The sequence below is a fragment of the Streptomyces sp. cg35 genome (assembly GCF_050410835.1).
In the GTDB taxonomy this organism is placed as follows: domain Bacteria; phylum Actinomycetota; class Actinomycetes; order Streptomycetales; family Streptomycetaceae; genus Streptomyces.
Genome location: NZ_CP191268.1, coordinates 448,523 through 474,790, shown reverse-complemented (window position 1 = coordinate 474,790; position 26,268 = coordinate 448,523). Strand labels below are relative to the sequence as shown.

Annotated in this window: 23 protein-coding genes; 8 read left to right on the top strand and 15 right to left on the bottom strand. The window is 72.2% G+C overall.

Annotation, left to right across the window (positions count from 1 at the left end):
- Nucleotides 1-166: 166 nt before the first annotated feature.
- Entirely contained in the window at nt 167-2,122 is a 1,956-nt protein-coding gene (locus ACQUQD_RS02425) for a hypothetical protein (RefSeq protein ID WP_428950227.1), read from the bottom strand.
- Nucleotides 2,123-2,288: 166 nt separating this feature from the next.
- Here ACQUQD_RS02425 and ACQUQD_RS02420 point away from each other — a divergent pair, with 166 nt between their 5' ends.
- Nucleotides 2,289-2,738 (top strand): ATP-binding protein, encoded by a 450-nt coding sequence (locus ACQUQD_RS02420; protein ID WP_428950226.1) that lies wholly within the window; start codon nt 2,289-2,291, stop codon nt 2,736-2,738.
- Between the two features lie 25 nt (nt 2,739-2,763).
- Here ACQUQD_RS02420 and ACQUQD_RS02415 read toward each other — a convergent pair whose 3' ends face one another.
- Nucleotides 2,764-3,633: a SigB/SigF/SigG family RNA polymerase sigma factor gene (locus ACQUQD_RS02415; RefSeq protein ID WP_428950225.1), complete on the bottom strand. Its 870-nt coding sequence runs from the start codon at nt 3,631-3,633 to the stop codon at nt 2,764-2,766.
- 143 nt (nt 3,634-3,776) lie between these two features.
- Here ACQUQD_RS02415 and ACQUQD_RS02410 point away from each other — a divergent pair, with 143 nt between their 5' ends.
- A complete protein-coding gene (locus ACQUQD_RS02410) occupies nt 3,777-5,162 on the top strand; it encodes an FAD-binding oxidoreductase (RefSeq protein ID WP_428950224.1) in 1,386 nt (461 codons plus the stop codon).
- Between the two features lie 27 nt (nt 5,163-5,189).
- On the opposite strand, the gene ACQUQD_RS02405 is transcribed toward ACQUQD_RS02410, so the two are convergent.
- Nucleotides 5,190-7,604 (bottom strand): GH92 family glycosyl hydrolase, encoded by a 2,415-nt coding sequence (locus ACQUQD_RS02405; protein ID WP_428950223.1) that lies wholly within the window; start codon nt 7,602-7,604, stop codon nt 5,190-5,192.
- A 273-nt stretch (nt 7,605-7,877) separates the two neighbouring features.
- Here ACQUQD_RS02405 and ACQUQD_RS02400 point away from each other — a divergent pair, with 273 nt between their 5' ends.
- Together ACQUQD_RS02400 and ACQUQD_RS02395 are read left to right on the top strand one after the other, a co-directional pair.
- Complete coding sequence (locus ACQUQD_RS02400) at nt 7,878-9,161, top strand: hypothetical protein (RefSeq protein WP_428950222.1); 1,284 nt, start codon at nt 7,878-7,880, stop codon at nt 9,159-9,161.
- Nucleotides 9,162-9,225: 64 nt separating this feature from the next.
- Nucleotides 9,226-10,101: a universal stress protein gene (locus ACQUQD_RS02395; protein WP_428950221.1), complete on the top strand. Its 876-nt coding sequence runs from the start codon at nt 9,226-9,228 to the stop codon at nt 10,099-10,101.
- Between the two features lie 22 nt (nt 10,102-10,123).
- On the opposite strand, the gene ACQUQD_RS02390 is transcribed toward ACQUQD_RS02395, so the two are convergent.
- The 4 genes from ACQUQD_RS02390 to ACQUQD_RS02375 form a co-directional block, all read right to left on the bottom strand.
- Nucleotides 10,124-10,321: a ferredoxin gene (locus tag ACQUQD_RS02390; RefSeq protein ID WP_428950220.1), complete on the bottom strand. Its 198-nt coding sequence runs from the start codon at nt 10,319-10,321 to the stop codon at nt 10,124-10,126.
- A 5-nt stretch (nt 10,322-10,326) separates the two neighbouring features.
- Nucleotides 10,327-11,574 (bottom strand): cytochrome P450, encoded by a 1,248-nt coding sequence (locus ACQUQD_RS02385; protein WP_428950219.1) that lies wholly within the window; start codon nt 11,572-11,574, stop codon nt 10,327-10,329.
- A 309-nt stretch (nt 11,575-11,883) separates the two neighbouring features.
- On the bottom strand, nt 11,884-12,699 hold the full coding sequence (locus tag ACQUQD_RS02380) for a family 1 encapsulin nanocompartment shell protein (RefSeq protein ID WP_428950218.1): 816 nt from the start codon (nt 12,697-12,699) through the stop codon (nt 11,884-11,886).
- Entirely contained in the window at nt 12,696-13,691 is a 996-nt protein-coding gene (locus ACQUQD_RS02375) for a Dyp-type peroxidase (RefSeq protein ID WP_428950217.1), read from the bottom strand. Before ACQUQD_RS02375 ends, ACQUQD_RS02380 begins: the two co-directional genes overlap by 4 nt.
- 793 nt (nt 13,692-14,484) lie before the next feature.
- On the opposite strand from ACQUQD_RS02375, the gene ACQUQD_RS02370 reads away from it, so the two are divergent.
- The 3 genes from ACQUQD_RS02370 to trpS all read left to right on the top strand — a co-directional run bounded on the left by ACQUQD_RS02370 (nt 14,485) and on the right by trpS (nt 18,143).
- Nucleotides 14,485-15,525 carry an NAD(P)-dependent alcohol dehydrogenase gene (locus tag ACQUQD_RS02370; RefSeq protein ID WP_428950216.1) on the top strand — a complete coding sequence of 347 codons (1,041 nt, stop codon included), beginning with the start codon at nt 14,485-14,487 and terminating at the stop codon, nt 15,523-15,525.
- Between the two features lie 134 nt (nt 15,526-15,659).
- Entirely contained in the window at nt 15,660-16,883 is a 1,224-nt protein-coding gene (locus ACQUQD_RS02365; RefSeq protein ID WP_428950215.1) for a cytochrome P450, read from the top strand.
- A 183-nt stretch (nt 16,884-17,066) separates the two neighbouring features.
- On the top strand, nt 17,067-18,143 hold the full coding sequence (gene trpS, locus ACQUQD_RS02360; RefSeq protein WP_428950214.1) for a tryptophan--tRNA ligase: 1,077 nt from the start codon (nt 17,067-17,069) through the stop codon (nt 18,141-18,143).
- A gap of 39 nt (nt 18,144-18,182) precedes the next feature.
- Here the strand turns inward: trpS and ACQUQD_RS02355 are convergent, their stop codons facing one another.
- The 7 genes from ACQUQD_RS02355 to ACQUQD_RS02325 form a co-directional block, all read right to left on the bottom strand.
- Complete coding sequence (locus ACQUQD_RS02355; RefSeq protein ID WP_428950213.1) at nt 18,183-19,448, bottom strand: cytochrome P450; 1,266 nt, start codon at nt 19,446-19,448, stop codon at nt 18,183-18,185.
- On the bottom strand, nt 19,445-20,062 hold the full coding sequence (locus ACQUQD_RS02350; protein WP_428950212.1) for a GTP-binding protein: 618 nt from the start codon (nt 20,060-20,062) through the stop codon (nt 19,445-19,447). The genes ACQUQD_RS02355 and ACQUQD_RS02350 overlap by 4 nt, the downstream gene beginning before the upstream one ends.
- The gene (locus ACQUQD_RS02345) at nt 20,043-20,402 is read right to left on the bottom strand and encodes a DUF742 domain-containing protein (RefSeq protein WP_428950211.1); all 360 of its coding nucleotides are present in this window, start codon (nt 20,400-20,402) and stop codon (nt 20,043-20,045) included. Before ACQUQD_RS02345 ends, ACQUQD_RS02350 begins: the two co-directional genes overlap by 20 nt.
- The gene (locus tag ACQUQD_RS02340) at nt 20,399-20,818 is read right to left on the bottom strand and encodes a roadblock/LC7 domain-containing protein (protein WP_428950210.1); all 420 of its coding nucleotides are present in this window, start codon (nt 20,816-20,818) and stop codon (nt 20,399-20,401) included. Before ACQUQD_RS02340 ends, ACQUQD_RS02345 begins: the two co-directional genes overlap by 4 nt.
- Nucleotides 20,819-20,922: 104 nt before the next feature.
- Nucleotides 20,923-22,605: an ATP-binding protein gene (locus tag ACQUQD_RS02335; protein ID WP_428950209.1), complete on the bottom strand. Its 1,683-nt coding sequence runs from the start codon at nt 22,603-22,605 to the stop codon at nt 20,923-20,925.
- 356 nt (nt 22,606-22,961) lie between these two features.
- Entirely contained in the window at nt 22,962-23,153 is a 192-nt protein-coding gene (locus ACQUQD_RS02330; protein ID WP_428950208.1) for a hypothetical protein, read from the bottom strand.
- Nucleotides 23,154-23,405: 252 nt separating this feature from the next.
- Entirely contained in the window at nt 23,406-24,557 is a 1,152-nt protein-coding gene (locus tag ACQUQD_RS02325) for an ROK family protein (protein ID WP_428950207.1), read from the bottom strand.
- Nucleotides 24,558-24,708: 151 nt separating this feature from the next.
- Here ACQUQD_RS02325 and ACQUQD_RS02320 point away from each other — a divergent pair, with 151 nt between their 5' ends.
- Nucleotides 24,709-25,905, top strand: a complete 1,197-nt coding sequence (locus tag ACQUQD_RS02320; protein ID WP_428950206.1) for a Gfo/Idh/MocA family protein — start codon at nt 24,709-24,711, stop codon at nt 25,903-25,905.
- A 15-nt stretch (nt 25,906-25,920) separates the two neighbouring features.
- Here ACQUQD_RS02320 and ACQUQD_RS02315 read toward each other — a convergent pair whose 3' ends face one another.
- Nucleotides 25,921-26,214, bottom strand: coding sequence for a zinc-ribbon domain-containing protein (locus ACQUQD_RS02315; protein WP_428950205.1), 294 nt, complete (start codon nt 26,212-26,214; stop codon nt 25,921-25,923).
- Between the last annotated feature and the right edge of the window lie 54 nt (nt 26,215-26,268).

Genomic DNA, 26,268 nt, shown 5'->3' with positions numbered 1-26,268 from the left:
ACGGTCCGCGAGGGTGGTGATGGACCTGGATTCGGACACGTTCCTGGTGGTGGCCGGGGACGCCGAGGTACCCGGCTGACCCGGGCGTCGGCCCGCGCCAGGGCAGCGCGGCGAGCCGACCGCCACACAGTGAGCCCCCGTCCACGCGGACGGGGGCTCACTGGTGTCAGTAGCCGACCTGCTTCAGCTTCTCCCCGGTGTCCAGCCGCGCCGTCACCCGTACGGCACCCCGCTCGGGCGCGCGCACGGCGAGCGACCGGCCGGACCGGGCGGCGTCGACCGCCCCGCTTACCGAGATCCCGGTGACCGCGCGGCTGCCCGCCGCCACCAGGTACCAGTGGCCCTTCGGCGACTTCCACCGACCGGAGGCCACCACGTGCTGCCCGAACCGGCTGCAGGCGGCCGTGTTCCTCGCCGTCCCGACGAGCCGGGCGGGTTCGGTGGTCGACGAGGCAGGGGGCCGCAGCAGCAGGGCCACGTCCCCGGGGCCGCGCCAGGTCGAGGCGCGGGCGCACGTCCACACCGCGTGGCCGCCGCCCTCGGGCAGATCCTGCTCGGCGAAGTCCCACGCGTTGACCGCGCGCACCGCGCCGCCGCGCCAGGGCTCCAGCCGGCAGGCGGACCGCGCCCACACCAGCAGGGCCTGCGTGCTGGTCGCCTCGCGGGGCTGGCGGGCCGGTGGCGTGCCGTGGCCGGGAAGCGGCGTGTACGTGAGGTGCACCGGCGAGAGCCCGCCGAGATCCGCGACGATGAACGCGTGGTGCTCCACGATCCGCGAGGAGGACCGCAACTGCATCACCGGCCGCCGGTCGCAGCCCGTCGCCGGGGCGACCGGAACGGGATCGGTCACGCCGTCGTCCGAGAGATCGAGCGGCCGGCCCGGGGTGTCGGGTCGCAGCAGATCCCGTGTGGTCGCCTCGGTGATCCACGGAGCCGTCAGATACCGCGCGGAGCCGTCGCGACGGGACAGGACCACCGCGGCCGCGGTGGTCACGTCGGCGTCGTCGACGCGGGCCAGGTCGAGTGCGGCGCGCCCGCTGCCGTCCGGCTCGCTGTAGCGGGCCAGCCGGTCGCCGTCGCTCAGCAGCACGACGTCGTGCCCGTCGACACCTCCGGCGAAGAGCAGCTGGGGTGTGCGGGGCGGTGCGTCCGTCGGGGTGCCGGGCGTGGCCGTCACCCGGACCGCGTCCGAGCGGGTGCCCCAGGAATCGAGCGCCCGGGCCAGCAGCGCCTCGTCGTCGGCCCGGTCGCCCCGGGCGGGCCAGGCCGTGAAGTCGACCCGGGAGGTGTCGGCCCACGCGTCCGGCGCCGTGCGGGTCAGCCGGGCGGAGTCGAGGATCCCTTTGGCCGCCGTGCTCGACCGGACCTCCGGGCGCTCCACGGGGCTGCCGCCCGGCAGGACGAGGACGACCGCCGACACCGCGGCCAGCGCGCCGACGGCCAGGACCAGCCGCTTGCGTCGGGTGCGCCGCACGAGGTCCGTGGGCCGGGTCTGCACCGAGCAGGCGTCGAACTCCTGGGAGCGCAGCAGCGCCTCGGCGGCCGGTCCGGCATCGGCGTCCAGACCGGCCGCCTCCCGCACGGCCCGCTCGGGGGCCTGCACCCCGGCCGCGCCCAAGAGGTCGGCGACGCGCCGGGAGGTGAAGCCGTCGATCTTGCGGAGGACGAACGCGGCTCGGGCCGGAGCCGACGCGCCGGACAGCGCCTGCCCGAGCGCGATCTCCTCGGCGCCGCCGGCCCGCGGGAACAGGCGCAGCCCCCACACCACGGGCAGCCGCGGCAGCAGCGTCCGGGGCGGCGGCAGCCTGGCGGGCCAGCCGGCCGGGCGGTGCGCCCCGGCGAGGGCGGCGCGCAGCACCCGCACCCGCAGGACGTCCTCCGGGCCACCTGGGCCGTCACCCGCCGTCCGCGGGCCCGGCACCCGGGCCGGCCGGGTCCCGGGCAGTGCGGCCTGGGCCGCCGCGTGGGCCATGAGCACCCGTCGGTGCCGGGACAGCGAGGCGGGAAGGGTCAGATAGGCGAGCCGGACGAACGCGGTGTACTGCTCGACGAGGGCGGCCTCGGCCCGGTCGTCGGCTATCCGGGTGCGCAGGGCCGGGCGGCCGCGGCGAAGGGTTGGCATGGTCGGGTTCTCCCGCGTCGAAGTACGAAACGTGCTCAGCCCTGCAAACGACCGGACCGTAGGACAGTCACACGGGGATCCACAGGACTGCCGCGCCCCACGCGGGGTATCAGCAAGGCTGCGGGGGCCTGATCGACAGAAGCAGGCCTGGTCGAGAGAGACACGGATGATCGAGTACATGGACGGGACAGTGATCCCAACTGGCTTCGACGCACCTGTCGAGCCGCTGCGGCGGGTGACGCACTATTCCGGCGAGCCGGGCTGCATAGCGCAGGCCCGGAGCTTCGCAGAGACGTTTCTGGCGCAGCTGACGCAGGAGTGGTGCGTTCCCGTGGACCGACGGGCCGCGGGTGATGTCCTGCTCGTCGTGAGCGAACTCGTCACCAACGCGGACCGGCACAGCCACGGCCCGTACGTCCTCGAGCTCGAGGGGACGGCGGAGCGGATCGCCGTCACCGTCTACGACAGCAGCGCCCGGGTCCCGCTGCGCTACCCGCGGGACCCGTCCCGGATCGGCGGGCACGGCCTGGAGATCGTGGACACCCTCGCCGACGTCACGGTCGAACGCGTCCCGGTCGGCAAACGCGTCAGGGCCGTCCTCACACTCCCGACGTGAGGACGGCCCCGGTTCGCCGGGCGGGTCACACGAGGTCGGTGCCCGCCAGCATCCCGGACTTCAGCCGGGCGATCAGCTGCTTGATGAGTCGTGAGACGTGCATCTGCGAGTAGCCGAGCCGCTCACCGATCTCCGCCTGGGTCAGCTCCTCCACGAAGCGCAGATGCAGCAGCTGCCGGTCGCGGTCGGGCAGCTGCGCCACGAGAGGCGCGAGCGCGTGGAAGTCCTCCACCAGCTCCATCGCCTCGTCCTCCACCCCGATGAAGTCGGCGAGCACCGACTCGCCGTCCTGACCGTTGTCCGTGGTCAGGGCCGCATCGAGGGACGCGGACGTGTAACCGTTCGAGGCCAGCTGGGCCTCCACCACCTGGGACTCCGGCAGGTCCATCAGGGTCGCCAGCTCGGCGGTCGTCGGATCGCGGTCCAGACGGCTGCACAGTTCCTCGCGCGCCTTGGCCAGCTCGAGCCGGAGCTCCTGCAGCCGGCGCGGCACGTGCACGGCCCACGTGGTGTCGCGGAAGAACCGCTTGATCTCGCCGGTGATGTAGGGCAGCACGAACGAGGTGAACTCGACCTCGCGCGAGATCTCGAACCGGTCGATCGCCTTGATCAGGCCGATCATGCCGACCTGGACGATGTCCTCCATGTCGTCGCCGCGGTGCCGGAAACGCCCCGCCGCGAAGCGGACCAGCGACATGTTCATCTCGATCAGGGTGTTACGGGTGTACTGGTACTCCTCGGTGCCCTCCTCGAGTTCCGCGAGCCGCCGGAAGAAGTGCCGGGAGAGTTCCCGCGCGTCCAGCGGTGCCACCTGGGTGGGGTCCGCGATGTAGTGAAGAGACGTCTCACCATCCGTGGTCCGGGTCCTGTCCGCAGTGACGTCCGTCCCGCTCATGGTGGTTGCCACCATCCCTCCCGCGCCGTGAGGCGACGCACAGCCTTGTTCCATCATGGTGTTCGGCAGTTACCCGCGAACTGGCCGGTCATGCACACTCGTTCTGGAGGTACGACATCAACACGGCAGAAACAGCAGACACGGTGCGCGAACTGGCGGCCGTGCTTCCCGGCAGCACCCTCGTCACCGACGCGGACGTGCTCGCCTCGCTCGGCCGTGACGACGCCGAGTGGGCGCCCGTGGGACGGCCGCTCGCGGCGGTGCGTGCCGGCTCCGCCGAGGAGGTGCAGGCGGTGGTGCGGGCGTGCGCGGCCCGGGGGATACCCGTCGTCACCCGGGGCGCGGGCACCGGCCTGTCGGGCGGTGCCAACGCTGTCGACGGCTGTGTCGTCCTCGACGTCTCCCGGATGAACCGCATCCTGGAGATCGACGCGGAGAACCTGCTCGCCGTCGTCCAACCGGGGGTCGTCAACAACGACTTGAAGGCCGCCGTCGCCGAGCACGGCCTGTGGTACCCGCCGGACCCGGCCAGCGCCCCCTGGTCCACGATCGGCGGCAACGTGTCGACGAACGCGGGCGGCCTGTGCTGTCTCAAGTACGGCGTCACCCGGGACTACGTCCTCGGCCTGGAGGTCGTCATGGGCGGCCCGGCGGGCGAGTACGGCAGCCGGGTCCGGTTCGGCCGGCGCACCACCAAGGGCGTCAGCGGCTACGACCTGACCGGCCTCTTCGTCGGCTCCGAGGGCACGTTCGGCGTCATCACCGAGATCACGCTGCGGCTGCGGCCCGCGCCCGCCGCCGAACCGCGCACGGTCGTCGGCAACTTCGACAGCCTGGTCGCCGCCGGAGCCGCGGTCGCCCTCGTCACCCGCCGCGGGCTCGCGCCCGCCGCCCTGGAACTGCTCGACCGCGCCTGCATGGAGGCCGTCGAGGACTGGAAGCACCTGGGCATCGAACCCGGCGCCGAGGCCATGCTGCTCGCCCGCATCGACGCCCCGGGGGACGCGGGCGCCGCCGAGGCCGACGCGGTGGCCGCCGCCTTCCGGGAGGCCGGTGCGCTGTGGGCGGAGCAGTCGACCGACGCGGTCGAGGCCGAGGCGCTCTTCGACGTACGGCGCCTCGCCTATCCCGCGCTCGAACGGCTCGGGCCCGTCCTCACCGAGGACCTCTGCGTGCCCCGCTCGGCGGTGCCCGAGATGCTCGCCACCATCGAGAAGATCGGCCGCCGGCACGGTGTGCGGATCGCCACCATCGCGCACGCCGGGGACGGCAACCTGCATCCGCTGCTGATCACCGAGCCCGGCGACGAGGCGGCCCGCGTCGCCGCGCAGGCCGCCTTCGAAGAGCTCCTCCAGGCGGCGATCGCCGCGGGCGGCACCGTCACCGGCGAGCACGGCGTCGGGCTGCTCAAGCGGGGCGGCATGCGCAGCGAACTGGGACCCGCCGTCTGTTCCGTCCAGCGCGCCGTGAAGCAGACCCTCGATCCGCTGGACCTGTTCAACCCGGGGAAGGTCGTCGGCGAGGACTGATCGCCCCGGCCTTCCCCGGGTGCGGGATCAGTGCGGCAGGTCCGCCGGGTCGGTGGCCCAGGTCGTGTCGGGCCGGTCGACGAGCCGGTAGGCGAGCGTGCCGCCCCGCCGCAGGAGTTCCGCGTCCGTCCACGACCGCGTGCGGTCACGTCCGTCGAGGCGCACCCCGGCGACGTAGGCGTGCGTGGCATCGGCCGCGGGCGCCTCGACCACGATGTCGGCGCGGCCCGGCCGGTCCACCACCGCGTGCGGGAACAGCGGCGCGCCGAGCAGCAGATCGGCGCTGCCCGGTGCCTTCGGGTACAGGCCGAGCGCGGAGAACACGTACCAGGCGGACATGGTGCCGAGGTCGTCGTTGCCGGGCAGTCCCGAAGGGCCGGTCCCGTACACGGAGTTGACGATCTCGCGCACCGTGGCCTGCCCCTTCCAGGGCTGTCCGAGCGCGTTGTAGAGCCACGGCGCGTGGATGCCGGGCTCGTTCGTCGGGTCGTAGCGCAGCGCGTCGCCGCCCTTGACCGACCAGGAGCCGTCCGCCTTGTGGAAGAACCCGTCGAGCCGCGTCGCCGCCTTCTCGCGGCCGCCCATCGCCTCGGCGAGTCCCTGCACGTCCTGCGGCACCATCCAGGTGTACGTGGCGCTCGTGCCCTGCGCGAAGCCGCGGTCGCTGCCCGGGTCGAACGGGGTCACCCAGGAGCCGTCCAGGTTCCGCGCCTGGATGTAGCCCGTCGCCGGGTTGAAGACATTGCGCCACCAGGTGCCGCGCTCGGTGAAGTACGCGGCCTGTGCGTCCCGGCCGAGCAGCTTCGCCCAGGAGCCGAGCGCGGAGTCGGCGACCGAGTCCTCCAGCGTCTCGGCGGCGCCGCCCCAGCAGTGGCATACGTCCTGCGCCGCGTAGTGCGAGCTCAAGTACTGCGCCAGGTTGGGTCGTTGGCCCTCGCACTGGCCGGGGCAGCCCGCGTCCGACAGGCCCGCGTCACGTGGTTCGGTGGCCTGCCGGGCCAGGGAGTCGAAGGCGCCCTCGTAGTCGAAGTTGCGCACGCCCATCGCGTAGAAGGTCGCCAGGGTCGCCGCCGACGGGTCGCCGGTCATCACGTGGGTCGCGCCGTTGACGTGCACCCAGCGGTCCCACACCCCGTCGTTCTGCTGCGCGAAGTTGTACAGCGACTGGGCGAAGTCCCCGGCGACCTTCGGTTTGAGCAGGGCGAGCAACTGGATCTGGGCGCGGTACTGGTCCCAGCCCGAGAAGTTGCTGTACTGCGCGCCCTGCCCGCGGGCGAGGCGGTGCGGCTCGCCGTCCATGCCGGGATAGCGGCCGTCGGTGTCGCTCACGATGTTCGGCTGCATCAGGGAGTGGTAGAGCGCGGTGAAGAAGGCCGTGCGCTGCGCGTCACTGCCGCCGCCGATCCGCACGGAGCCCAGCTCCCGGTCCCAGTCGGCGCGCGCCTGCGCCGCCACGTCGTCGACGCTCGCGCGGGGCGCTATCTCCTTGCGCAGGTTCGTCTCGGCGCCCGCGAGGGACACGTAGGAGATCCCGAGCCGCATGTGGACATCGTTGTCAGAGGACGGGTCGAAGCCGACCCATCCACCGGAACCACGGCCCGCGCGGTCGGCGCCGGTCGCGTACCCCTCGCCGCCGCCGGCGCTGGTCGTGCCGGGGGAGAGGGTGGCGTCCTTCCAGGTCCCGTACGAGGAGAAGGCGCGGTCGAAGGAGGCGCTGAAGTACAGCCGGTAGTAGCTCTTGCGGTTGTTCACCCCGCCGTTGGCCCGGCGTCCGCAGAACGCGCCGGTCAGCACCCAGCCGGTGACCTTGCGGTGCGCGCGGTCGATGTCGATGTGCGCGTCCTCGCTGCCGTTCAGCGAGTTGGAGACACGGAACAGGAGGGAGGCCTGCCGGTCGGCCGGGAACGTGAAGTCGGCGACGCCCGCCCTGCGGCTCACCGCCAGGTCGGCGGAGGCGCCCGAGTCGAGGCCGAGGGTGTAGCGGCCGGGGACCGCCCGCTCGTTCGCGTGGCTGAAGCTCGACGCGTACACCGCGTCCTTGGTGTCGGCCGACGGCGACGACGTGACGTCCCCGGCGAACGGCATGATCGGCACGTCGCCCGCGGCGCCCGGGTTGCAGCCCGCGCCGTTGACGTGCGTCAGGCTCAGGCCGCGGATCCGCGTCGCGTTGTACTCGTAGCCGTTCGCGGCGCCGGTGCTGGTCTGGTCGCCGGTGGTGCTGGTCGGGGACCAGGCGATCATGCCGTAGGGGCGGGTGGCGCCGGGGTAGGTGTTGCCGCCGTTCGTGGAGCCGATCAGCGGATCGACGTACGCGGTGGGCCGCTCGGGCGGCGCCGCGGCCGAGGCGAGCGGGCCGGGCAGCGTCAGGGCGAGGGCGCTCGCCAGGCCGACCGCTCCCGCGCGGCGCAGCAGCGCCGTGGGTCTGGACAGGACGTCGAACACGTCGCGGAACCTTTCGGAGTCGGGACAGATGCCGTGGCGGGACGGATGCCGTCAAGGCGCCGCCGAGCGTAGGTCGTTCAGGCCCCGCGGGGAACGCCGCGGCGCGCATCCGGGATGAACGCCCGGTGAAGCCCCGGCCCCTTGGCGAGGCTTTTGCGCGGCACGCCGACCTAAATGTGTCATTTGTCCGTTTATCGGTTCTACGGTGCGGGGGTCGGTGTCCGTGTGGGGGGACACACAACGCGCCCACACGCGGCGCGGGTTGGGATGTCCATGAGTGGAATCAGCCGCAGAGGCGCGGCACGCCTGGGGCTCGGTGTCGGTCTGGGTGCCGCAGCCGCGACGCTCGCCGGGTGCGGCAGCGGCGAGGAACAGGGCCGGCCCCCGGCGGGACCGGGCCGCCACCCGGACCGGCCGGCCGCCCCGCCGAAGAAGGCCGCGCCCCGGCTGATCGGCGACGGTTCGACGGCGTACACCGGCAAGCAGCCGCGTCAGCCGGGCGCGGCAGCCCCGCTCGAAGTCGGCCAGACGCCCCCGCAGTTCGTGGTCTTCTCGTGGGACGGCGCGGGCGAGGTCGGCAACGGCCTGTTCCCCCGCTTCCTGGAACTCGCCCGCGAGCACGACGCCCACATGACCTTCTTCCTCTCGGGCCTCTACCTGCTGCCCGAGGCGAAGAAGCGCCTGTACCGCCCGCCGAACAACCCCGTCGGCGCCTCCGACATCGGCTACCTCACCGACGGGCACGTCAAGGAGACCCTGAAGTACGTCCATCAGGCCTGGCTGGAGGGCCACGAGATCGGCACGCACTTCAACGGACACTTCTGCGGCGGCTCCGGATCCGTCGCCAACTGGAGCGCGGCGCAGTGGCGCAGCGAGATCGAGCAGGCCCAGTCGTTCGTCAAGACCTGGCGCACCAACACCGGTTGGCACACGCACCCGTCGCTGCCCTTCGACTACGACAAGGAACTCGTCGGCGGCCGCACCCCCTGTCTGCTGGGGCAGGAGAACCTGCTGCCGGTCGCCAGGGAACTCGGCTGGCGCTACGACTCCTCGTCGCCCGGCGGCCTGCAGCGCTGGCCGGACAAGAAGCAGGGCGTGTGGGATCTGCCGTTGCAGGGCATCCCGTTCCCCGGCCACCGCTTCGAGGTCCTGTCGATGGACTACAACATCCTCGCCAACCAGTCGAAGAACTCGACGCGCGCACCCTCGTACAACTATCCGGGCTGGCGGAGACAGGCCACGCAGTCCTATCTGGCCGGTTTCCAGCGGGCGTACGAGACGAACCGGGCCCCGTTCTTCATCGGCAACCACTTCGAGGAGTGGAACGGCGGCATCTACATGGACGCCGTCGAGGAGACCCTCAAGCAGATCGCCGGGAAGAAGGACGTGCGGCTCGTCTCCTTCCGGCAGTTCGTCGACTGGCTCGACGCACAGGACCCGGCCGTCCTCGCCAAGCTGCGCGGCCTGCAGGTGGGGGAGCGGCCGCCGGGCGGATGGAACGGGTTCCTGCGCCCGGAGAAGCGGCCGAAGGCCGGCGCCGGACAACCGGCGACATGAGGAAGGCCCGGCAGTAGGAGAAGGTAGGCGTACGAGGCAGCGCACGGACCAGGAGGAGGGCCCCATGACCCGGCCGATCACCGCGGGAGTCGACGGATCACCTGAGAGCGAGGCCGCGGCCGCGTGGGCGGCGCGCGAGGCGGTGCGGCGGGGACAGCCACTGCGCCTGGTGCATGTCGGGACGCCCGTGCCCGAGGCGCTGGCCCTCGCCGCCGACGCGGACGCGCAGGCGCGGTGGGCCCGTGACCTGCTGGCGGAGACCGAGCAGGAGATCGCCGACCGGCATCCCGGGCTCGCGGTCACCACCGACATCCTCGACGACGAGGGCGCCGCCGCGGCCCTGCTCGCCGCGGGCCGCGACGCGGAGCTCCTCGCGCTCGGCTCGCGCGGCCACGGCCCGCTGCTCGGATTCCTGCTCGGTTCCGTCGGCCAGCAGGTCATCGCCCGCAGCGAGCGGCCCGTCGTCCTGGTCCGCGCGGACGACCGGGCCACCGCAGAGGCGGCCGGACCCGACGTGGTCGTCGGGCAGGAGGGCGACCCGCAGGACAGCGCCGCCGCCCTGGAGTTCGCCTTCCGCACGGCGGCGGCCCGCGGGGCGACGGTCCGGGCCGTGCGCGCCTGGAGTCTGCCGCCCGTCTTCGCGTACAGTCCCGCCTCCCTGGAACTCCTCGACGAGTCCGGCGGCATGGAACCGTACGAGAAGAAGGCGCTCGGCGAGGCCCTCGCGCCGTGGCGCGAGCAGTTCCCCGACGTGCCCGTCACCGAGCACGTCGAGATCGGCAGCGCCGGGCAGGTCCTGCTCTCGGTGGCGCCGCAGGCCCAGCTCCTGGTCGTCGGGCGCCGCGCGCGCCGCACCGCCGTCGGCGCCCGGATCGGTTCGGTCGCCCACGCGGTGCTGCACCACGCGCCGTGCCCGGTGGCCGTGGTGCCGCACAGCTGAGCGGACGGGACGCGGGCCGGTGTCACTCCTCGGTGAGCGACACCGCCCCGACCGGGCAGGCGCGGACCGCCTCCTTCACCATCGGGTGCTCCCCGGCCCGCTCGGCGCGGCCGGGGAGCACCTCGCTGAAGCCGTCGTCGTCCTGTGTGAACACGTCCGGCGCCGTCAGCGCGCACATGCCCGCGCCCACGCACCGCTCCTTGTCGACCTGGACCGTCATGGCGCTCACCACGTCAGGGGCAGTTCGAGCATGCCCTGGATCGTGTCGCCGGGTTTGAACGGGATCTCCTCGGCGGGCGCCGCGAGCCGGAGCCCCGGCAGCCGTTCGAAGAGGGTGCCCAGCGCGATCTCCAGCTCGGCGCGGGCGAGGTTCTGGCCCAGGCACTGGTGGATGCCGAAGCCGAACGCGAGATGATGACGCGCCGAGCGGTCCCAGTCGAGGGTCTCCGGCGTGGCGAACGTGTCGCCGTCCCGGTTGATCAGCGAGGTGGAGAAGACGATGCCCTCGCCGGCCCGGATGGTCTCCCCGGCCACCTGGAGGTCCTCCTTCGCCACGCGCAGCAGCCCGTCCGCGATCGACAGGTAGCGCAGCAGCTCCTCCACCACGACGGCCGTCGTGGTGTCGCCCGCGCGCAGTGCCGCGAGCTGCTCGGGGTGGTTGAGCAGGGTGAACGTACCGAGCGAGATCATGTTCGCCGTCGTCTCGTGCCCGGCGACGAGCAGGATCACCGCGAACGCGATCAGCTCGTCACGGTCGGGCGGCCCGTCCGCCGACTCCCGGTGGATCAGCTCGTCCAGCAGGCCGTCGCCCGGCTCGCGCCGCTTGCGGTCGATCAACTCGCCCAGATACGCGTCGAGTTCGTCCCGGGCCCGCTCCACGTCGGCCGCCGCGGGCCCGCGCAGCAGCCGCCGGGAGCGCTCCTCGAAGAACTCGTGGTCGGCGTACGGCACACCGAGCAGGGCGCAGATCACCATCGACGGCACGGGCAGCGCGAACGAACCGACGAGTTCGGCCGGCGGCCCCTGCTCCTCCATGGCGTCGATCAGCCGGTCCACGGTCTCCTGGATCCGGGGGCGCAGCGCGGCGATCCGCTTCAGCGAGAAGCTCGGGATCAGCATGCGGCGCTGGGCGTTGTGCTCGGGATCGTCGACGCCGAGCAGCGCCACGCGCCGGGCCCCGGCCTGCGCGAACCGTGCGGTCGGGGCCGGGAACCCGGGCCGCTGGCGGTTGCTCGACAACCGGGGGTCGGCGAGCAGCTCGCGGGCCAGACCGTGGCCGGTGACGGCCCAGACGGTGCGTCCGTCGTAGAACGTGACGCGGCTCAGCGGTCCCGCCTCGCGCAGCGGGGCGTAGGCGGCGGGCGGGTGGTAGGGGCAGCCCCGGTCCTGCGGGAAGGGGACCGGGGCCTCGGCGACGGGTGTGGGGGTGGGGTGCAGGTCCTGGCGGGCCGGTTCCGTCGTGGATTCCGTCATGGAGCGGATCGCCTCGCAGTGCTCGTCCGTGTGCGCGGAGCATGTTTTTTTCCGCGCTCCTCGACCATTGGATGCCCCAGGCATCTACCGGGTCCACGGCAAGACCGGCCAGTTCCCGCGGAAGGCCTATCTGGCCGGGGCCGTTCGTACACGTTCGAGCCCGGCCGCGTTCGTCCAGCTCGGGCAGGGGTCGTCGCGGGCCGGCGCTCGGGCGAGGGGACGGCCGACGGCCGGAATCCTGCGGCACAGCGACCGGAATCATGCCGTCCGTGCGGGCCCCGGATGCGTCCGCCGGGCTGACGGGGCCGCTCAGGCCCGCAGCGCGACCACGGCCTCGTCCGTGTAGGGCAGGAACGTCAGCGTCTGGTGGAAGTACAGCTCGATGCCGCTCGCGTCGTGCGCCGTGTAGCCGATCGCCAGGTCCTGCCCGAGGCGCAGCTCGAAGTCGCCGCCGCGGGTCGACAGGACGAACGCGCCGTTCAGGGCCGGAGCCCAGATCAGCTCGCCGTCCAGGATCCGGCTCAGATGGTTCGCGACCGGATAGCCGTGGTCGGAGGTCTCGCTGACCGCCGTGTACGCGTCGGCGCCCAGCAGCAGCGCGTACGGGCCGTCGACACCGGCCAGTCGCAGCGCGGTGAGGGCGCGGCTGATCGTGTCCGGATAGTCGCGCGGCTCGGCCGGCAGGCTCAGGACCGGGTTCGAGGTGCGCTCGCGCAGTCCGTCGATGCCCGCCGCCGCGTACCCGTCGAAGATCGCCTGGTCCTCGGCGAAGGCCATGGCCCGCGCGGCGTCCTTCACCGGCTGCCAGTCGGAGTCCTGCGCCCCGCGCTCCACGTCGTCGACGGCCGCCCGGCTCACGGTGAACGGGACCCGCAGCTCGACCAGCGGCTGCACCTCCCGCAGCCGCGCCGAGACCCCCGGCGCGGGCGGCGTGACGTCCCCGAGGTGACCGGTGCCGACACCCGACAGCTCCGGACCGTCCGGACCGGTGACGTCCACGACGCGGCGGCCCGCGACATGGCGCTGGAAGGTGCGCGCCGCCTCCTCCTCGATCTCCGCCCACGCGGCGGGTGTGATGGGGGCCAGTTCGCGATGGAGGTTGGTGCTCGGGGCGGTACTGCTCATGCTGATCGGACTCCTTTGAGGCTGCCGATGCGCAGCGAGCCGTCGACGACGTCGGCCGCTGCGGGCGGTGGGTCGGGCAGGTCGTCGAGGAAGTCGGCGCTCGGCACATGGAAGAGGCACCCGGTCACCGCGGTGGAGAAGTCGAGGATGCGGTCGTGGTTGCCCGGCGGATCGCCGAGGAACATGTTGCGCAGCATCCGCTCGGTCACGTCCGGGGTGCGCGCGTAGCCGATGAAGTACGTGCCGAACTCGCCGCGCCCGAGGCTGCCGAACGGCATGTTCTCGCGCAGGATCTGCCGCTCGGTGCCGTCCTCCTCGACGATCGTGTTCAGGGCGACGTGCGAGTTCGCGGGCTTGACGTCGTCGTCCAGCTCGACGTTCGCGCTCTTCGTGCGGCCGATGACCCGCTCCTGCTCCTCGGCGGGCAGCGCCTCCCAGGCCGCCATGTCGTGCACGTACTTCTGCACGATCACATAGCTCCCGCCCCGGAAGCCCGGGTCCTCGTCGCCCACGAGCACCGCCTCGGCGGCCGCCTGCCCGGTCGGGTTCTCGCTGCCGTCGACGAAGCCGAGCAGATCGCGCTCGTCGAAGTACTTGAAGCCGTGCACCTCGTCCACGACGGTGACGGCGGAGCCGAGCCGGGCCATGATCAGACGGGCCAGCTCGAAGCAGAGGTCCATGCGCCGGGCCCGGAGATGGAACAGCAGATCGCCGGGGGTGGCCGGAGCCAGATGCCGGGGACCGGCGAGGGCCTGGAAGGGGTGCAGCCCGCGCGGGCGCGGCCCGTCGAAGAGCCGGTCCCAGGCGGTCGAGCCGATTCCCACGACGCAGCTGAGGCCGTCGTCGGGGGAGCGGAAGCCGACCGAGCGCCGGAGCCCGGCGAGATCCTCGAGCGCGTCCCGTACGGCAGCCTCCCCGCCGGGTGCGACGGTCACCACCAGAAAGACGGCGGCCTTCGCGGGCGGGATGAGAAGGGACTGCGACTCGACCACAGGGGCTCCCGTCGGACAGGGGGTGGGGCGCGGGGGCACGCGCCGGGCGCACCTTATGTCACTTTATGGGCGCTCCGTCGTGACGGCATGTGGTCGGGTGCATGCGTCGTAAGGTGCGACTGTGGCGCACTTCACGGCGGGGTCGACCCCGGTTCGGTAGGGTCCACCATTGGTTCTTCGTTAAACTATGAGCAGACCCCGACCGTTCTCCCCCGTACGGTCGGGGTCACTTGCGTTCCGGGGCGTCCTGTCCGGATCGACGCGGGGCGACGCCCGGCCAATGGGCGCGCCGACAGTCCTGGCCGCGCGACGTTGTCCGGCCGTACGGCCCCGCTCCGCAGTGGCGTGCATAGCCTCCGCAGCACTGTCTCCCCGCTGTCGGAGGTCCCCGCCACCCCATGGACGCCCACCCGCGCACCCCTGAGCCCGGCCGAGTCCCGCTGCGGCAGCTGGCCCCCGCGCTCGCCGGTCACCGGCCGCCTCCCTCGCCGGGCACCTGGGCATCTCCGTCGACTGCGGCGTCACGGTCATCGCCGTCGAACCGCGCGAGCCCGACCCCGGTGACGGCCAGGACACCGGTCCGCGCAGCGACCGCTGCGCCGAGATGGTCGCCCCGGGCACCGGCTCGCCGCGATGCGCCAGCTGTGGCTGTACCGCGACCGCCCCGGGACGGGTGGCCCCGGCGCCCTTCCCCGATGAGATACGCGTCTCGGAGGGACATGTGTCTCATTGGGACATGAAGAGCTATCCTGGAGGCACGGGGGTCGGACATAAGCGACGAAGGAGTCGAGTCATGAAGGCGCTTCAGTACCGCACCGTCGGGTCTGCACCCGAGGTCGTCATCGTTCCCGATCCGGAGCCGGGTCCGGGGCAGGTCCTGCTGAAGGTCACCGCCGCCGGCGTCTGCCACTCCGACATCGCTGTCATGAGCTGGCCCGCGGAGAGCTTCCCGTACGAACTGCCGCTGACCCTCGGCCACGAGGGCGTGGGCACCGTCGCCGGTCTCGGCGCGGGTGTCACCGGACTGAAGGAGGGCGACTCCGTCGCCGTCTACGGGCCGTGGGGCTGCGGCACCTGCGCCAACTGCGCGCAGGGCAAGGAGAACTACTGCCTGCGCGCCGACGAGCTCGGCATCCGCCCGCCCGGCCTCGGCGCCCCCGGCTCCATGGCCGAGTACATGATCGTCGACGACCCGCGCCACCTCGTGCCGATCGACGGCCTCGACCCCGTCGCCACCGTGCCGCTCACCGACGCGGGCCTCACCCCGTACCACGCGATCAAGCGTTCGCTGCCGAAGCTGGTGCCCGGCTCCACCGCCGTCGTCATCGGCACCGGCGGCCTCGGCCACGTCGCCATCCAGCTGCTGCGCGCCATGACCGCCGCCCGCGTCATCGCCCTGGACGTCTCCGAGGACAAGCTCGCCCTCGCCCGCACCGTCGGCGCCCACGAGGCGATCCTGTCGAACGCCGAGGCCGCCGCGAAGGTCAAGGAGCTGACCGGTGGCCGCGGCGCCGAGGCCGTCTTCGACTTCGTGGGCGTCCAGCCCACCGTCGAGACCGCCGGCGCCGTCGCCGCCATCGAGGGCGACGTCACCCTCGTCGGCATCGGCGGCGGCATCCTGCCCGTCGGCTTCGGCGCGACGAACTTCGAGGTCAGCGTCACCGCCCCGTACTGGGGCAGCCGCGGCGAGCTCATCGAGGTCCTCGACCTCGCGCGGGCCGGCGCCGTCTCCGTGCACACCGAGACGTACTCGCTCGACGACGCCCCCAAGGCGTACGAGCGGCTGCACGACGGCAAGATCAACGGGCGCGCGGTCATCCTGCCCAACGGCTGAGACCGGCCCCGAAAGGTCGATTTTCGGCCACAGAATTCGTGCAGCGCTCAACTGTCGGCGAGGAGGGGGCTGTTCCGGGTGACGGGTGATCAATAGCCTGAGGCGGACCGCCCGTCACCCATTCAGGGAGCCCCATGTCCACCGCGCAGGTCCCCGACATCCTCTCGCCGGAGTTCGCCGCGAACCCCTACCCCGCGTACCGCGTCATGCGTGAGTCAGCGCCCCTCTTCTGGCACGAGGCCACGCAGAGCTGGATCGTCTCGCGGTACGCCGATGTCGAACGCGTCTTCAAGGACAAGGAGGCGCAGTTCACCACCGACAACTACGACTGGCAGCTGGAGCCCGTCCACGGCAAGACGATCCTCCAGCTCAGCGGCCGCGAGCACGCGGTGCGCCGGGCCCTGGTCGCCCCCGCCTTCCGCGGCAGCGACCTCCAGGAGAAGTTCCTGCCGGTCATCGAGAACAACTCCCGCGCCCTGATAGACCAGTTCCGCGCCACCGGCTCCGCCGACATCGTGCACGACTACGCCACCCGGTTCCCGGTCAACGTCATCGCCGACATGCTCGGCCTCGACAAGGCCGACCACGCCCGCTTCCATGGCTGGTACACCGCCGTCATCGCCTTCCTCGGCAACCTGGCGGGCGACCAGGAGGTCGCGGCGGCCGGCGAGCGCACCCGCGTCGAGTTCGCCGAGTACATGATCCCGATCATCCAGGCCCGCCGCGAGAACCTCGGCGACGACCTGCTGTCCACGCTCTGCGCCGCCGAGGTCGACGGCGTACGGATGAGCGACGAGGACATCAAGGCCTTCTGCAGCCTGCTGCTCGCCGCCGGCGGCGAGACCACCGACAAGGCCATCGCCAGCATCTTCGCCAATCTGCTGGTCAACCCCGAGCAGCTGGCCGCCGTCCGCGAGGACCGTTCGCTGATCCCGCGCGCCTTCGCCGAGACGCTGCGCGTCACCCCGCCCGTCCACATGATCATGCGCCAGTCCGCGGTCGACGTGGAGGTGTCGGGCGGCACGATCCCCGCCGGGGCCACCGTCACCTGCCTCATCGGCTCCGCCAACCGCGATGCGGACCGCTACAAGGACCCCGACCGCTTCGACATCTTCCGCGACGACCTGACGACCACGACGGCCTTCTCGGCCGCCGCCGACCACCTCGCCTTCGCCCTCGGCCGGCACTTCTGCGTCGGTGCGCTGCTCGCCAAGGCGGAGGTCGAGATCGGCGTGAACCAGTTGCTCGACGCCATGCCGGACGTCCGGCTCGCCGACGGCTTCGACCCGGTCGAGCAGGGCGTGTTCACCCGTGGCCCGCAGTCCCTGCCGGTGCGGTTCACGCCGGTCGGAGCCTGACGCCAGACCTTTTACGGGTGTAGTATCTCCGTATGCATCGTTCTTCGTGTCTGACCTGGTGGCGCCTCACTTAGAGGCGGCCACAGTCATGCACGTACAGGGCCGTCCCCGGACGGCCCTTCTTTCTTGCCTCCCGCGGAGGTCATGCCGTCCCGAGGGCGCCCGTGACCATCGGGAGAGACCATGAGCACGACCGACACGCTTGGCACCCTCGGCACCACCACCGCACAGGCCCGCAGCGCCGAGCTCGAGAAGCTGATCCAGAAGGAGCCCGGCCGGTTCCGCGTCCTCACCGGCGACCGTCCCACCGGCCGACTCCATCTCGGCCACTACTTCGGCACCCTGCACAACCGCGTCAGACTCCAGGACCTCGGCGTCGAGACCCTGGTCCTGGTCCCCGACTACCAGGTGCTCACCGACCGCGACATCGCCGAGAACCTCAAGGAGTACGTCGAGGAGCTCGTGCTCGACTATCTGGCCATCGGCATCGACCCGGAGCGCTCCACGATCTTCGCGCACAGTGCTGTGCCCGCGCTCAACCAGCTGCTGCTGCCGTTCCTCAGCCTCGTCTCGGTCGCCGAGCTGAACCGCAACCCCACCGTCAAGGACGAGATCGCCCACTCACGGCAGGCGGCCGTCAGCGGCCTGATGCTCACCTATCCCGTCCACCAGGCCGCCGACATCCTCTTCTGCAAGGCGAACGTCGTGCCCGTCGGCCAGGACCAGCTGCCCCACCTGGAGATCACCCGCACCGTCGCCCGCCGCTTCAACGACCGCTACGGCAACGGAGGTTCGGTCTTCCCGCAGCCCGAGGCGCTGCTGTCCGCCGCACCGCTGCTGCTCGGTACCGACGGAACCAAGATGAGCAAGAGCCGCGGCAACGCCATCTCCCTGTCCGCCGACGCCGACGAGACCGCACGTCTGATCCGCGGCGCGAAGACCGACGCCGAGCGCCACATCACGTACGACCCGGCGAACCGGCCCGAGGTCTCCTCGCTCGTCCTGCTCACCGCCCTGTGTGAGGACGGCGACCCGCGGCAGGTGGCCGAGGAGATCGGCGCCGGGGGCGCCGCGGCGTTGAAGCGCCGGGTCACCGAGGCGGTCAACGGCCACTTCGCGCCGATCCGGGCCCGCCGGGCCGCCTACGCACAGGACCGGCGCCTCGTCAGGGACGTGCTGCGGACCGGGAACGAGCGGGCGGGCGCCCTCGCCGACGCGACCCTGAAGGAAGTACGCGCCGCCATGCACTGCGACTACTGAAGGACGGGCCGTGCACCCGCGCGGCGGGTGCACGGCGGCTCACTGCACGACCGGCGTGAAACTGACCGGCAGCGACGTCAGACCGCGCATCCAGATCGACGGCCGCCACCTCAGCTCCGCCGGGTCCACGGACAGGACGATGTCCGGCAGCCGGTCCAGGAGCGTCTCCACCGCCGTGCGCGCGATCACGTCGGCCAGCAGGGGTGCGGGGTAGGGGCAGCGGTGCTCGCCGTTGCTGAACGACAGGTGCGCCGCGTTCTCCGCGCCCACGTGCGCCTCCGGCCAGATCTGTGGGTCCGTGTTCGCGGCGGCGAGCCCCAGCACCACACAGTCGCCGGCCCGGATCTGCCGGCCGCCCAGCTGCGTGTCGCGCACCGCCCAGCGGCCGATGAAGTTCTGCGTCGGCGTGTCCAGCCACAGCACCTCGTTCAGGGCCTCGCCGACACTGAGCCGCCCGCCCGACACGTTCAGCGCGAACCGCTCGTCCGTCAGCAGCAGACGCAGGGTGTTGCAGATCCAGTTCGCCGTCGGCTGCTGGGCCGCCGCGATCACCGAGATCAGGTCCTGCACGATCTCCTCGTCGGTGAGACCCGCCGGGTCCTGGATCATCCGGGAGGTGACGTCGGGGCCGGGCCGCTCCCGCTTCTCCTTGACCAGCTTCTGGATCCGCTCACCGACGCGGACGTACGCGGCGACCGGATCGTCGCCCTCCGCCGCGTCCAGCGAGATCCGCAGGTCGTCCACCAGGTCCTGGGTGTCCGTGCCCGCGTGCGGCATCCCGCACATCTGGACGGCGGCCACCATCGGCAGCGCGTGCGCGTACGCGTCCATCAGCTCGGCCTGCCCGCTGCCCGCGAACGCGGCGATGAGCCGGTCGGCGATGAGCCCGCAGTCCCGGGCCAGCTCGAACTGGTCGACCTGCTCCAGGGCGTGCGTGATCACCCCGGCCCGCCGCTGGTGCTCCGCGCCCTCCGTGAACAGGACCGAGGGCTGATAGCCGACGAACGGCAGCAGCGGCCAGTCCTCGGGGATGTGCTCCCACTGGTTCCAGCGCCGCGAGTCCCGCGCGAACAGCTCGTCGTGCGAGGTCACATAGCTCAGCTCGGAGTAACCGAGGACCAGCCACGCGGGCACGCCCCCGTCGAGCAGCACCGGCGCGACCGGGCCGTGCTCACGCCGCAGCGAGCGGTACAGCTGCGAGGGCGTCTGCTGGTACTCCAGACCGCTGAGCGGCACCGCACCCGCGTGGGCGGGGCAGCCGGCGGGAGCGCCGCTGGGGGAAGGGGTCGGGCTCTGCTCGGTCACGGTGTCGTCTCCTGGGCCATGGCCATTGCGTAGAGGTGGTCCACGAGGGTGATCAGCACGTCCTTGCCGGAGGACCTGACGCGGGCGTCGCAGTCGACCATCGGCACGTGCTCCGGCAGCGCGAGGGCCTGCCGGATCTCGTCGAGCGAGTGGCGCACGGGCTCGTCGTCGAACCGGTTGACCGCGACCACGAACGGCGTGCCGTGGTGCTCCAGGCGGTCGATCGCGTACCACGAGTCGTCCATCCGGCGCGTGTCGACGAGGACGACCGCCCCCAGCGTCCCGGAGAACAGCCGGTCCCACAGGAACCAGAACCGCTCCTGCCCCGGCGCCCCGAACAAATACAGCACCATGCGGTCGTTCAGGCTGATGCGGCCGAAGTCGAAGGCGACGGTGGTCGTGGTCTTCGCCGCCACGCCCGTCGTCTCGTCGACGCCCACGCCGGCCTGCGTCATCACCTCTTCGGTGTTCAGCGGCCGGATCTCGCTGACGGAGCGGACGAGGGTCGTCTTGCCGACCCCGAACCCGCCCACCACGACGATCTTCAAGCCGGTGTCCGCGAGGGCGCCGAGCGGTGAGCGGTGCGCGGGCAGTTCAGAGGTTGCGGAGCCCATGGAGCACCTCCTTGAGAAGGGCGGAATCGGGGAGGGCCGCGCCGGCCGAGGCCGGGCGCGGATGACGGGCGGTGACCTTGCCGCCGGCCAGCAGATCACCGAGCAGGATCCGTACGACGGTGATCGGGAGCTTCAGCTCCGCGGCGATCTCCACGACGGCCGTGGGATCCCGGCACAGTTCGAGGATCCGTACGTGCTCGGACTGCATCCCGGCTGTCGGCTCGCACTCACTGACCACCAGCGTCACCAGGTCGAACGACGTGTCGTCGACCCGGCTGCGGCCCCCGGTGACCGTGTAGAGCCGGTCCGGGTCGCCGGTGTCCACCGGCCGGCGCGTCACGAGGCGCCGCCCCCGGCGGTGGACTCGCGCGGTTCGGCCCGCAGGTGCTCCCCGATCTGCTCCACCAGCTCCGTCATCTGGTGGCCCACCACACCCGGATCGGCGTCCTCGTCCGCGACGACCGCCAGATGCGCCCCCTCGCCCGCGTCCACGATGAAGAGCAGGCCGCCGTGGAACTCCGTCATGGAGTGCCGTACACCGCCGCTCCCGTCGCCGAACTCCACCGACGCGCCCTGCGCGAGGGCCTGGATGCCGGAGCAGATCGCCGCGAGCTGATCGGCCTGGTCGAGCGTCAGATGCTCGCTCCAGCACAGCTTCAGCCCGTCCCGGGACAGGACGAGGGCGTGCCGGGTGCCGGGGGTGCGCTCCAGCAGGCTCTCCAGGAGCCAGGTCAGGCTGGTGTCAGTGGTCTGCATGGCGGGGTCGGGCGGTGCTGCGTCCGGCACTGCCGGACACCGCCCGTGCCTCCAATCTCACGGTGTAGAGCGGGGGGTGAGGGGTCCTTCGGGAGCGCGGCGGCCTACTCGGGCCGATCGCCTTCCTTGGCCTTGCGGGCGCGGTGGAAGGCGCCGAAGCGGGAGCCCGCGTCCCGGCCGGGCTGGGTGGCCCGGTCGGCGGCGGGCGCGGGCGTGGCTCGTCCGCGCTCCTGGTCGGCGGCGGCCATCGTGCGGCCGGGCGGGCGCACCGGCAGTCCGTTCGGGGTCGCGGCGGCCGGCTGTGCGGGCTGCGGCACACCGGCCCCGGTCTGCTCGGGCTGAGCTGTCTGCCCGGTGAGCTCGACGGGTTCGGCGCGCTCGTGGGTCTCCGTGGTCTCCGTCCGCGCGGGGGCCGGGCGCGGCGCGGGCACGGTCTGGGGCTGCACGATGTCCCGCTGCTGGGCGAGGAGCTGGGGCGGCAGCAGGACGACGACGCCGGTTCCGCCGCGCGAGGACGGGCGGAAGTTCACGTCGATCCGGTACTTCGCGGCGAGCCGGCCGACGACGGCTAGGCCGAGCCGGGTGCCCTGGAGCGACGCCAGGTCGGTGACCTGACCCGACACCGCCTGCTCCGCGCGGCGCATCGCCGCGTCGGCCATCTTCAGGCCACTGTCCTCGATGGTCACGACGAGCCCCGCGGACCGCTCCTCGACGTAGACGTGCACCTCGTCGATGGGCGGCGAGAAGTTCGCCGCGTTGTCCATCAGCTCGGCCAGGAGGTGCATCACGCCCTCGGCCGCGAACCCGGCGATCGCCGCGCCCGTGGCGCAGTGCAGCCGCACCCGCTGGTAGGCGGCGATCCGGCCGACGGCGCCGCGCAGCACGCTCTCCATCACGATCGGCTTGTTCCAGGCGCGGCTGGAGCGACCGCCCATCAGGAGCGCCAGCCGGTCGGTCATCAGGCCGAGCTGGGAGGTCGAGTGGTCCAGGCGCAGCAGATCGCCGAACACTTCCTCGCCGTGCCGCTCCTGCATGCCGCGCAGCTCCGCCAGCATGCTGACGGACTTGGCCTGGACGCGGCTGAGCGCCTTGGCCGAGGCGGCCTGGGCGGCGGCGGCCCGTCGCTCGCTCAGCGCGAGTTCGCGCAGGAACCCTTCGGCCGGAACCCTCAACAAGGGGTTCTCCGGCCAGGTCAGCTCGGCGAGCACGGTCTCGGCGGACGAGCCCTCGCGCAGCCGGGCCACCGCGGTGGGGAACGTCTCGGCCGTGAGCCGGTCCAGTTCCTGGCCGGCCCGCTCCAGCACGCCGCGGGCGGCGTCCCGCTCCGCCGCGGCGTGCACGGCCTCCCGGACGGACGTCTCGACGGTCGCCGTGAACTCTTCCATGATCCGGCGCAGTTGGGGATCGGACGGTGCCATCGCCGGTCCCGCGCTCGCCGTCTCCCGCAGCTGCCGCACGACGCCGGGCAGCGTCACGTTCACCAGTTGCGCGGCCTCCGCCGCCTGCTGGGCCAACCGGCCCTGCGCCTGGGCGAGGTCCTGCCGGGCGCGTACGGTCTCCCGCCGGGCCCGGCCGAGCAGGACGATGCCCGTCACGACGGCGACGGTCAGGCACACCCACGCGATCGCGGCCGTCCACACGGCCCAGGTGCGGGCGCCGGACGGGGCGAGAGCGGCAGCGGCGCCGGCGGCGGCCGCCGCCACCACCAGCACGGCGAGTGCCGCGCCGAGGGAGGTGCGCCCCGCCCTGGCTATCGCTTGCGGGCTGGGGGGTGCAGGCACTGACATTCCGCGGGTCCCTCGGTCCTTGAGTGGGGAAGCGACGAGCCGACCGGTCATGTCGGCTGCGGATCCGGTCAGCAGGCATCGAAGGGGACGCCGATCTTCCGGACCGTTTGAGCGTTCATGCTAGTCATGCCGACGGCCGAGATGGCCGGACAAGCCGGGCAGTCCGCCTAGCCGAGAAGTTCGTCGTGAACTCGCCGTCAGGTGGCCGGTTCGTGCTGGAGCCTGAACTGGCCATCTCAGCCTTACAAAAGCGGATGTTCGGGAGATCATCTCGGGGCCGCAGGCCCCTGTGCAGGAAGTGGACTGCGAGCCACGAGCGCTTCAACGCCCGGGTCGGCGAATGTTTTCGGCCATCATCAGTCGGCTTCCGTGACGTGCCATCGGCCTACTTCCGCGTACTGGGAGTCATGGATCGCCGAGCCGTCACCGGGCGTCAGGGCGAAGTGGTGGAGGTTGCCGCCCCAGTACCGCAGGATCCGGCCCAGCTCGCGGGCCGCGTCGCCGTCGAACGCGGAATCGCCCATGTCGACCTCGAGAAGGAATTTCATGCCTTCCACTGTGTCATTGAACTCCAGTTTGAGACTTTTGCGGGACCCGTAGCTGCCGCGCAGGAACGGTCCTTCGAAAGTCGGCTCCGGACATGCATGCTCCGGCCGATCCCGGGAACCAGGAGGGTGAGCAGCTCAAGCAGCCCACCCCCCCCGGGCGCTCGAGCCTGTGGCCCTGTCGCCTCCTCTCCCCCCCTGTGAGGCGACGGGGCCGTCTCATGTCCGGGGCCCCCGGGCGCGCGGAGCGCGTTCTCAGACGCCCTGCTTCGCCCCGAGCACCAGCACCTGGATCGCGAGCACGGCGGCACCGCGGGCCCACGCGTGGAAGTCGGAGACCTCGGTCTCCAGCACGACGGGCTCGGCGTCGGGGTGGCGCCGGGCCCGGACCGTGGCGGCCACGACGTCGCCGGCCACCTCCATGAGCCCGACGCCTTCCCCGGCCAGCAGAATCTTCCGCGGCAGCGCGAGATCGGCGATCTGCGCCACCATCACGCCCAGTGCGCGGGCCGCCTCCGTGACGACCCGGGCGGCCGCCGGTTCCCCGGCCGCCGCCGCGGTCAGGATCTCGGCGTACGTCGCGGGCCGCCCGGTCGCCGCCTGCACCTGGTAGCGGATGCTCGGGATGGTCAACAGGGAGGCGGCGCTGCCCCGTTCGCCCTCGGGGGTCAGCGGGCCGCAGGGGTCGACGATCCAGTGCCGGCCGATGCCGCCCCCGCCCGTACGGACCGGTCGGCCGTCCAGGACGAGTGCGTAGCCGATGCCCGCCCCTATGGTGAGCAGCGCGAACCGGTCGAGGCCGCGGCCCGCGCCGAACCAGGCCTGTGCCTCGGCCAGGGCCGCCACGTCGTTGTCGACGACCACCGCGAGCCCGGTGCGCTCGCCCACCAGGTCCGCCAGCGGCACCTCGGACCAGCCGAGGAAGGGGTTGTCGACGACCACGCCGCGCTCGCGCACCGGACCGGCCACGCCGATCCCGATCCCGGCGAGCCGGGCGAAGCGCGACGCGAAGTCGCCGGTCAGGTCCGCCAGCAGCGCCGCTACGCGCCCCGGGTCATGGGTGTCGAGCGGCACCGAGCGCCGGGCGACGACCTCGCTGCGCAGCGTCGTGACGACTCCGTGGACGGCGTCACCCGTGATCTTGAACCCGGCGAAGTGCCGCGACCCCGCGACGACGGCGAGCGGCTGCGAGGGGCGGCCCTGCCGGGGCTGAGCCGTCGCCGCCTCCTCGACCAGCAGGCCGGAGTCGATCAGCGGCCGGGTCAGCCGGGTGAGGCTGCCCGCGGAGAGGCCGAGTCGCCGGGACAGTGCGGAACGGGACAGCGGGCCGTGCGTGAGCACCTCGATTGCCACCGCACGCTCACCGGGGCTCAGCGGCGGCCAGCTCTCCTTCTCGGGTGCGCTCATGACCGGAAGAATTGTTCCGCGACGGAAGCAAAGTCAAGGCGGGGGAGGGGAGTTGAGGAGTGCGGGCGAGACGCGGTGTCGTCTTGACGGGTGGATCCTTCCGCCCCAAAAGTAATCGGAGGTATCCGTCGCCTCCGGAAAGGGGTCCGCCGTGACCTTCTCGCTCGGCATCGTCGGCGCAGGACAGTTCGCCGGCCAGTTCGCGAAGCTGTTCCACGCGCATCCGGGGGTCGGCGCGATGTACGCCACCGATCTGATCCCGGAACGGGCCGAGGAGCTCGTCGCCGGTGAGGGGCTGACCCGCACGTTCGACACGTACGACGCGATGCTCGCCGCACCGGACGTCGACGCCGTCGCGATCTTCACCCAGCGCTGGACCCACGGCCCACTCGTCCTGCGGGCCCTGCGCGCCGGCAAGCACGTCTACTCGGCGGTGCCGATGGCGATCACCGAGGAGGAGATCGGCGCGATCATCGACGCCGTCCGGGAGACCGGCCTCACGTACATGATGGGCGAGACCAGCCAGTACAACCCGGCGACCGTGCACGCGCGCCGGCAGATCGCCGACGGCGCCTTCGGGCGTCTCTTCTACGCCGAGGGCGACTACGTCCACGACATGGACCTCGGGTTCTACGAGGCCTACCAGTACAGCGGGGGCGCCGACTGGAAGGCCACGGCCAGCTACCCGCCGCTGCTCTACCCCACCCACTCCGTCGGCGGCGTCCTCGGAGCCTGGGACACGCACGCGGTGAGCGTCTCCGCGATCGGGGTCCGTGACGCACGCGGGGACGGCGTCTTCGACAAGGACGTCAGCCGGTTCGGCAACGACGTGTCGAACGCGACCGCGCTGTTCGAGGTCGCGGGCGGCGGATCGTTCCGCACCAACGAGTTCCGCCGGGTCGGCTACCCGTCGCACATCCGGGAGTCCCGCTTCCGGTTCTTCGGGACCGACGCGAGCATGGAGCAGCTCGCCACGGTCAGCCTCTGGCAGGACAAGAAGGGCGTCACGGACATCTCGGAGCTCCTGCGGCCCAAGCCGACGGTGGCGCCGGACGACCCCTCCCTCGCGAACGTCGCGCCCGCCCTGCGTGCCGCGTTCACCTCGGGCTCGGCGCCCGTGCACGACCGCGCCCGGCTGCCCCGCGTCTTCGACCGGCTGCCCAACGGCCACGAGGGCAGCCATCACTTCCTGGTCGACGACTTCGTCACCGCCGTCGCCACCGGCGACCACCCCCCGGTCAACGCCTGGGTCGCCGCCCGCTACACCCTGCCGGGCATCGTCGCCCACGCGTCGGCGCAGCGCGACGGCGAACGCCTGCGCGTCCCCGACTTCGGCGACGCGCCCTGATCCGCCGGACGGGTCCTAGCCTTGGTGGTGGTGCTGCTGCGGGGCGCCGCCCTGCGGAGCACCGCCCTGCGGAGCGGTGGCCTGCGCGAGCATGGCCTCCGCCTGATCCTTGGGTACCTGGTGCTCGACGCCGCAGAAGGTGCACTGCGTGCGGAACTTCGTCGAGATGGGGAACAGCGGGACGAAGAACAGCGTGAACTTCGTGACGTACTTGCGCACTGTGTGAGCCGCGGGGTTCCCGCAGTTCCCGCAGACGAACGTGAGTATCGCGAGCTGAAAGGCGTAGCCCCGCGTACCGAAGATGATCATTCCTGGCCCCTCCCGTGCCGTGGCCACCGCCGAGGGTTCGTGGCCGGAGCGCCA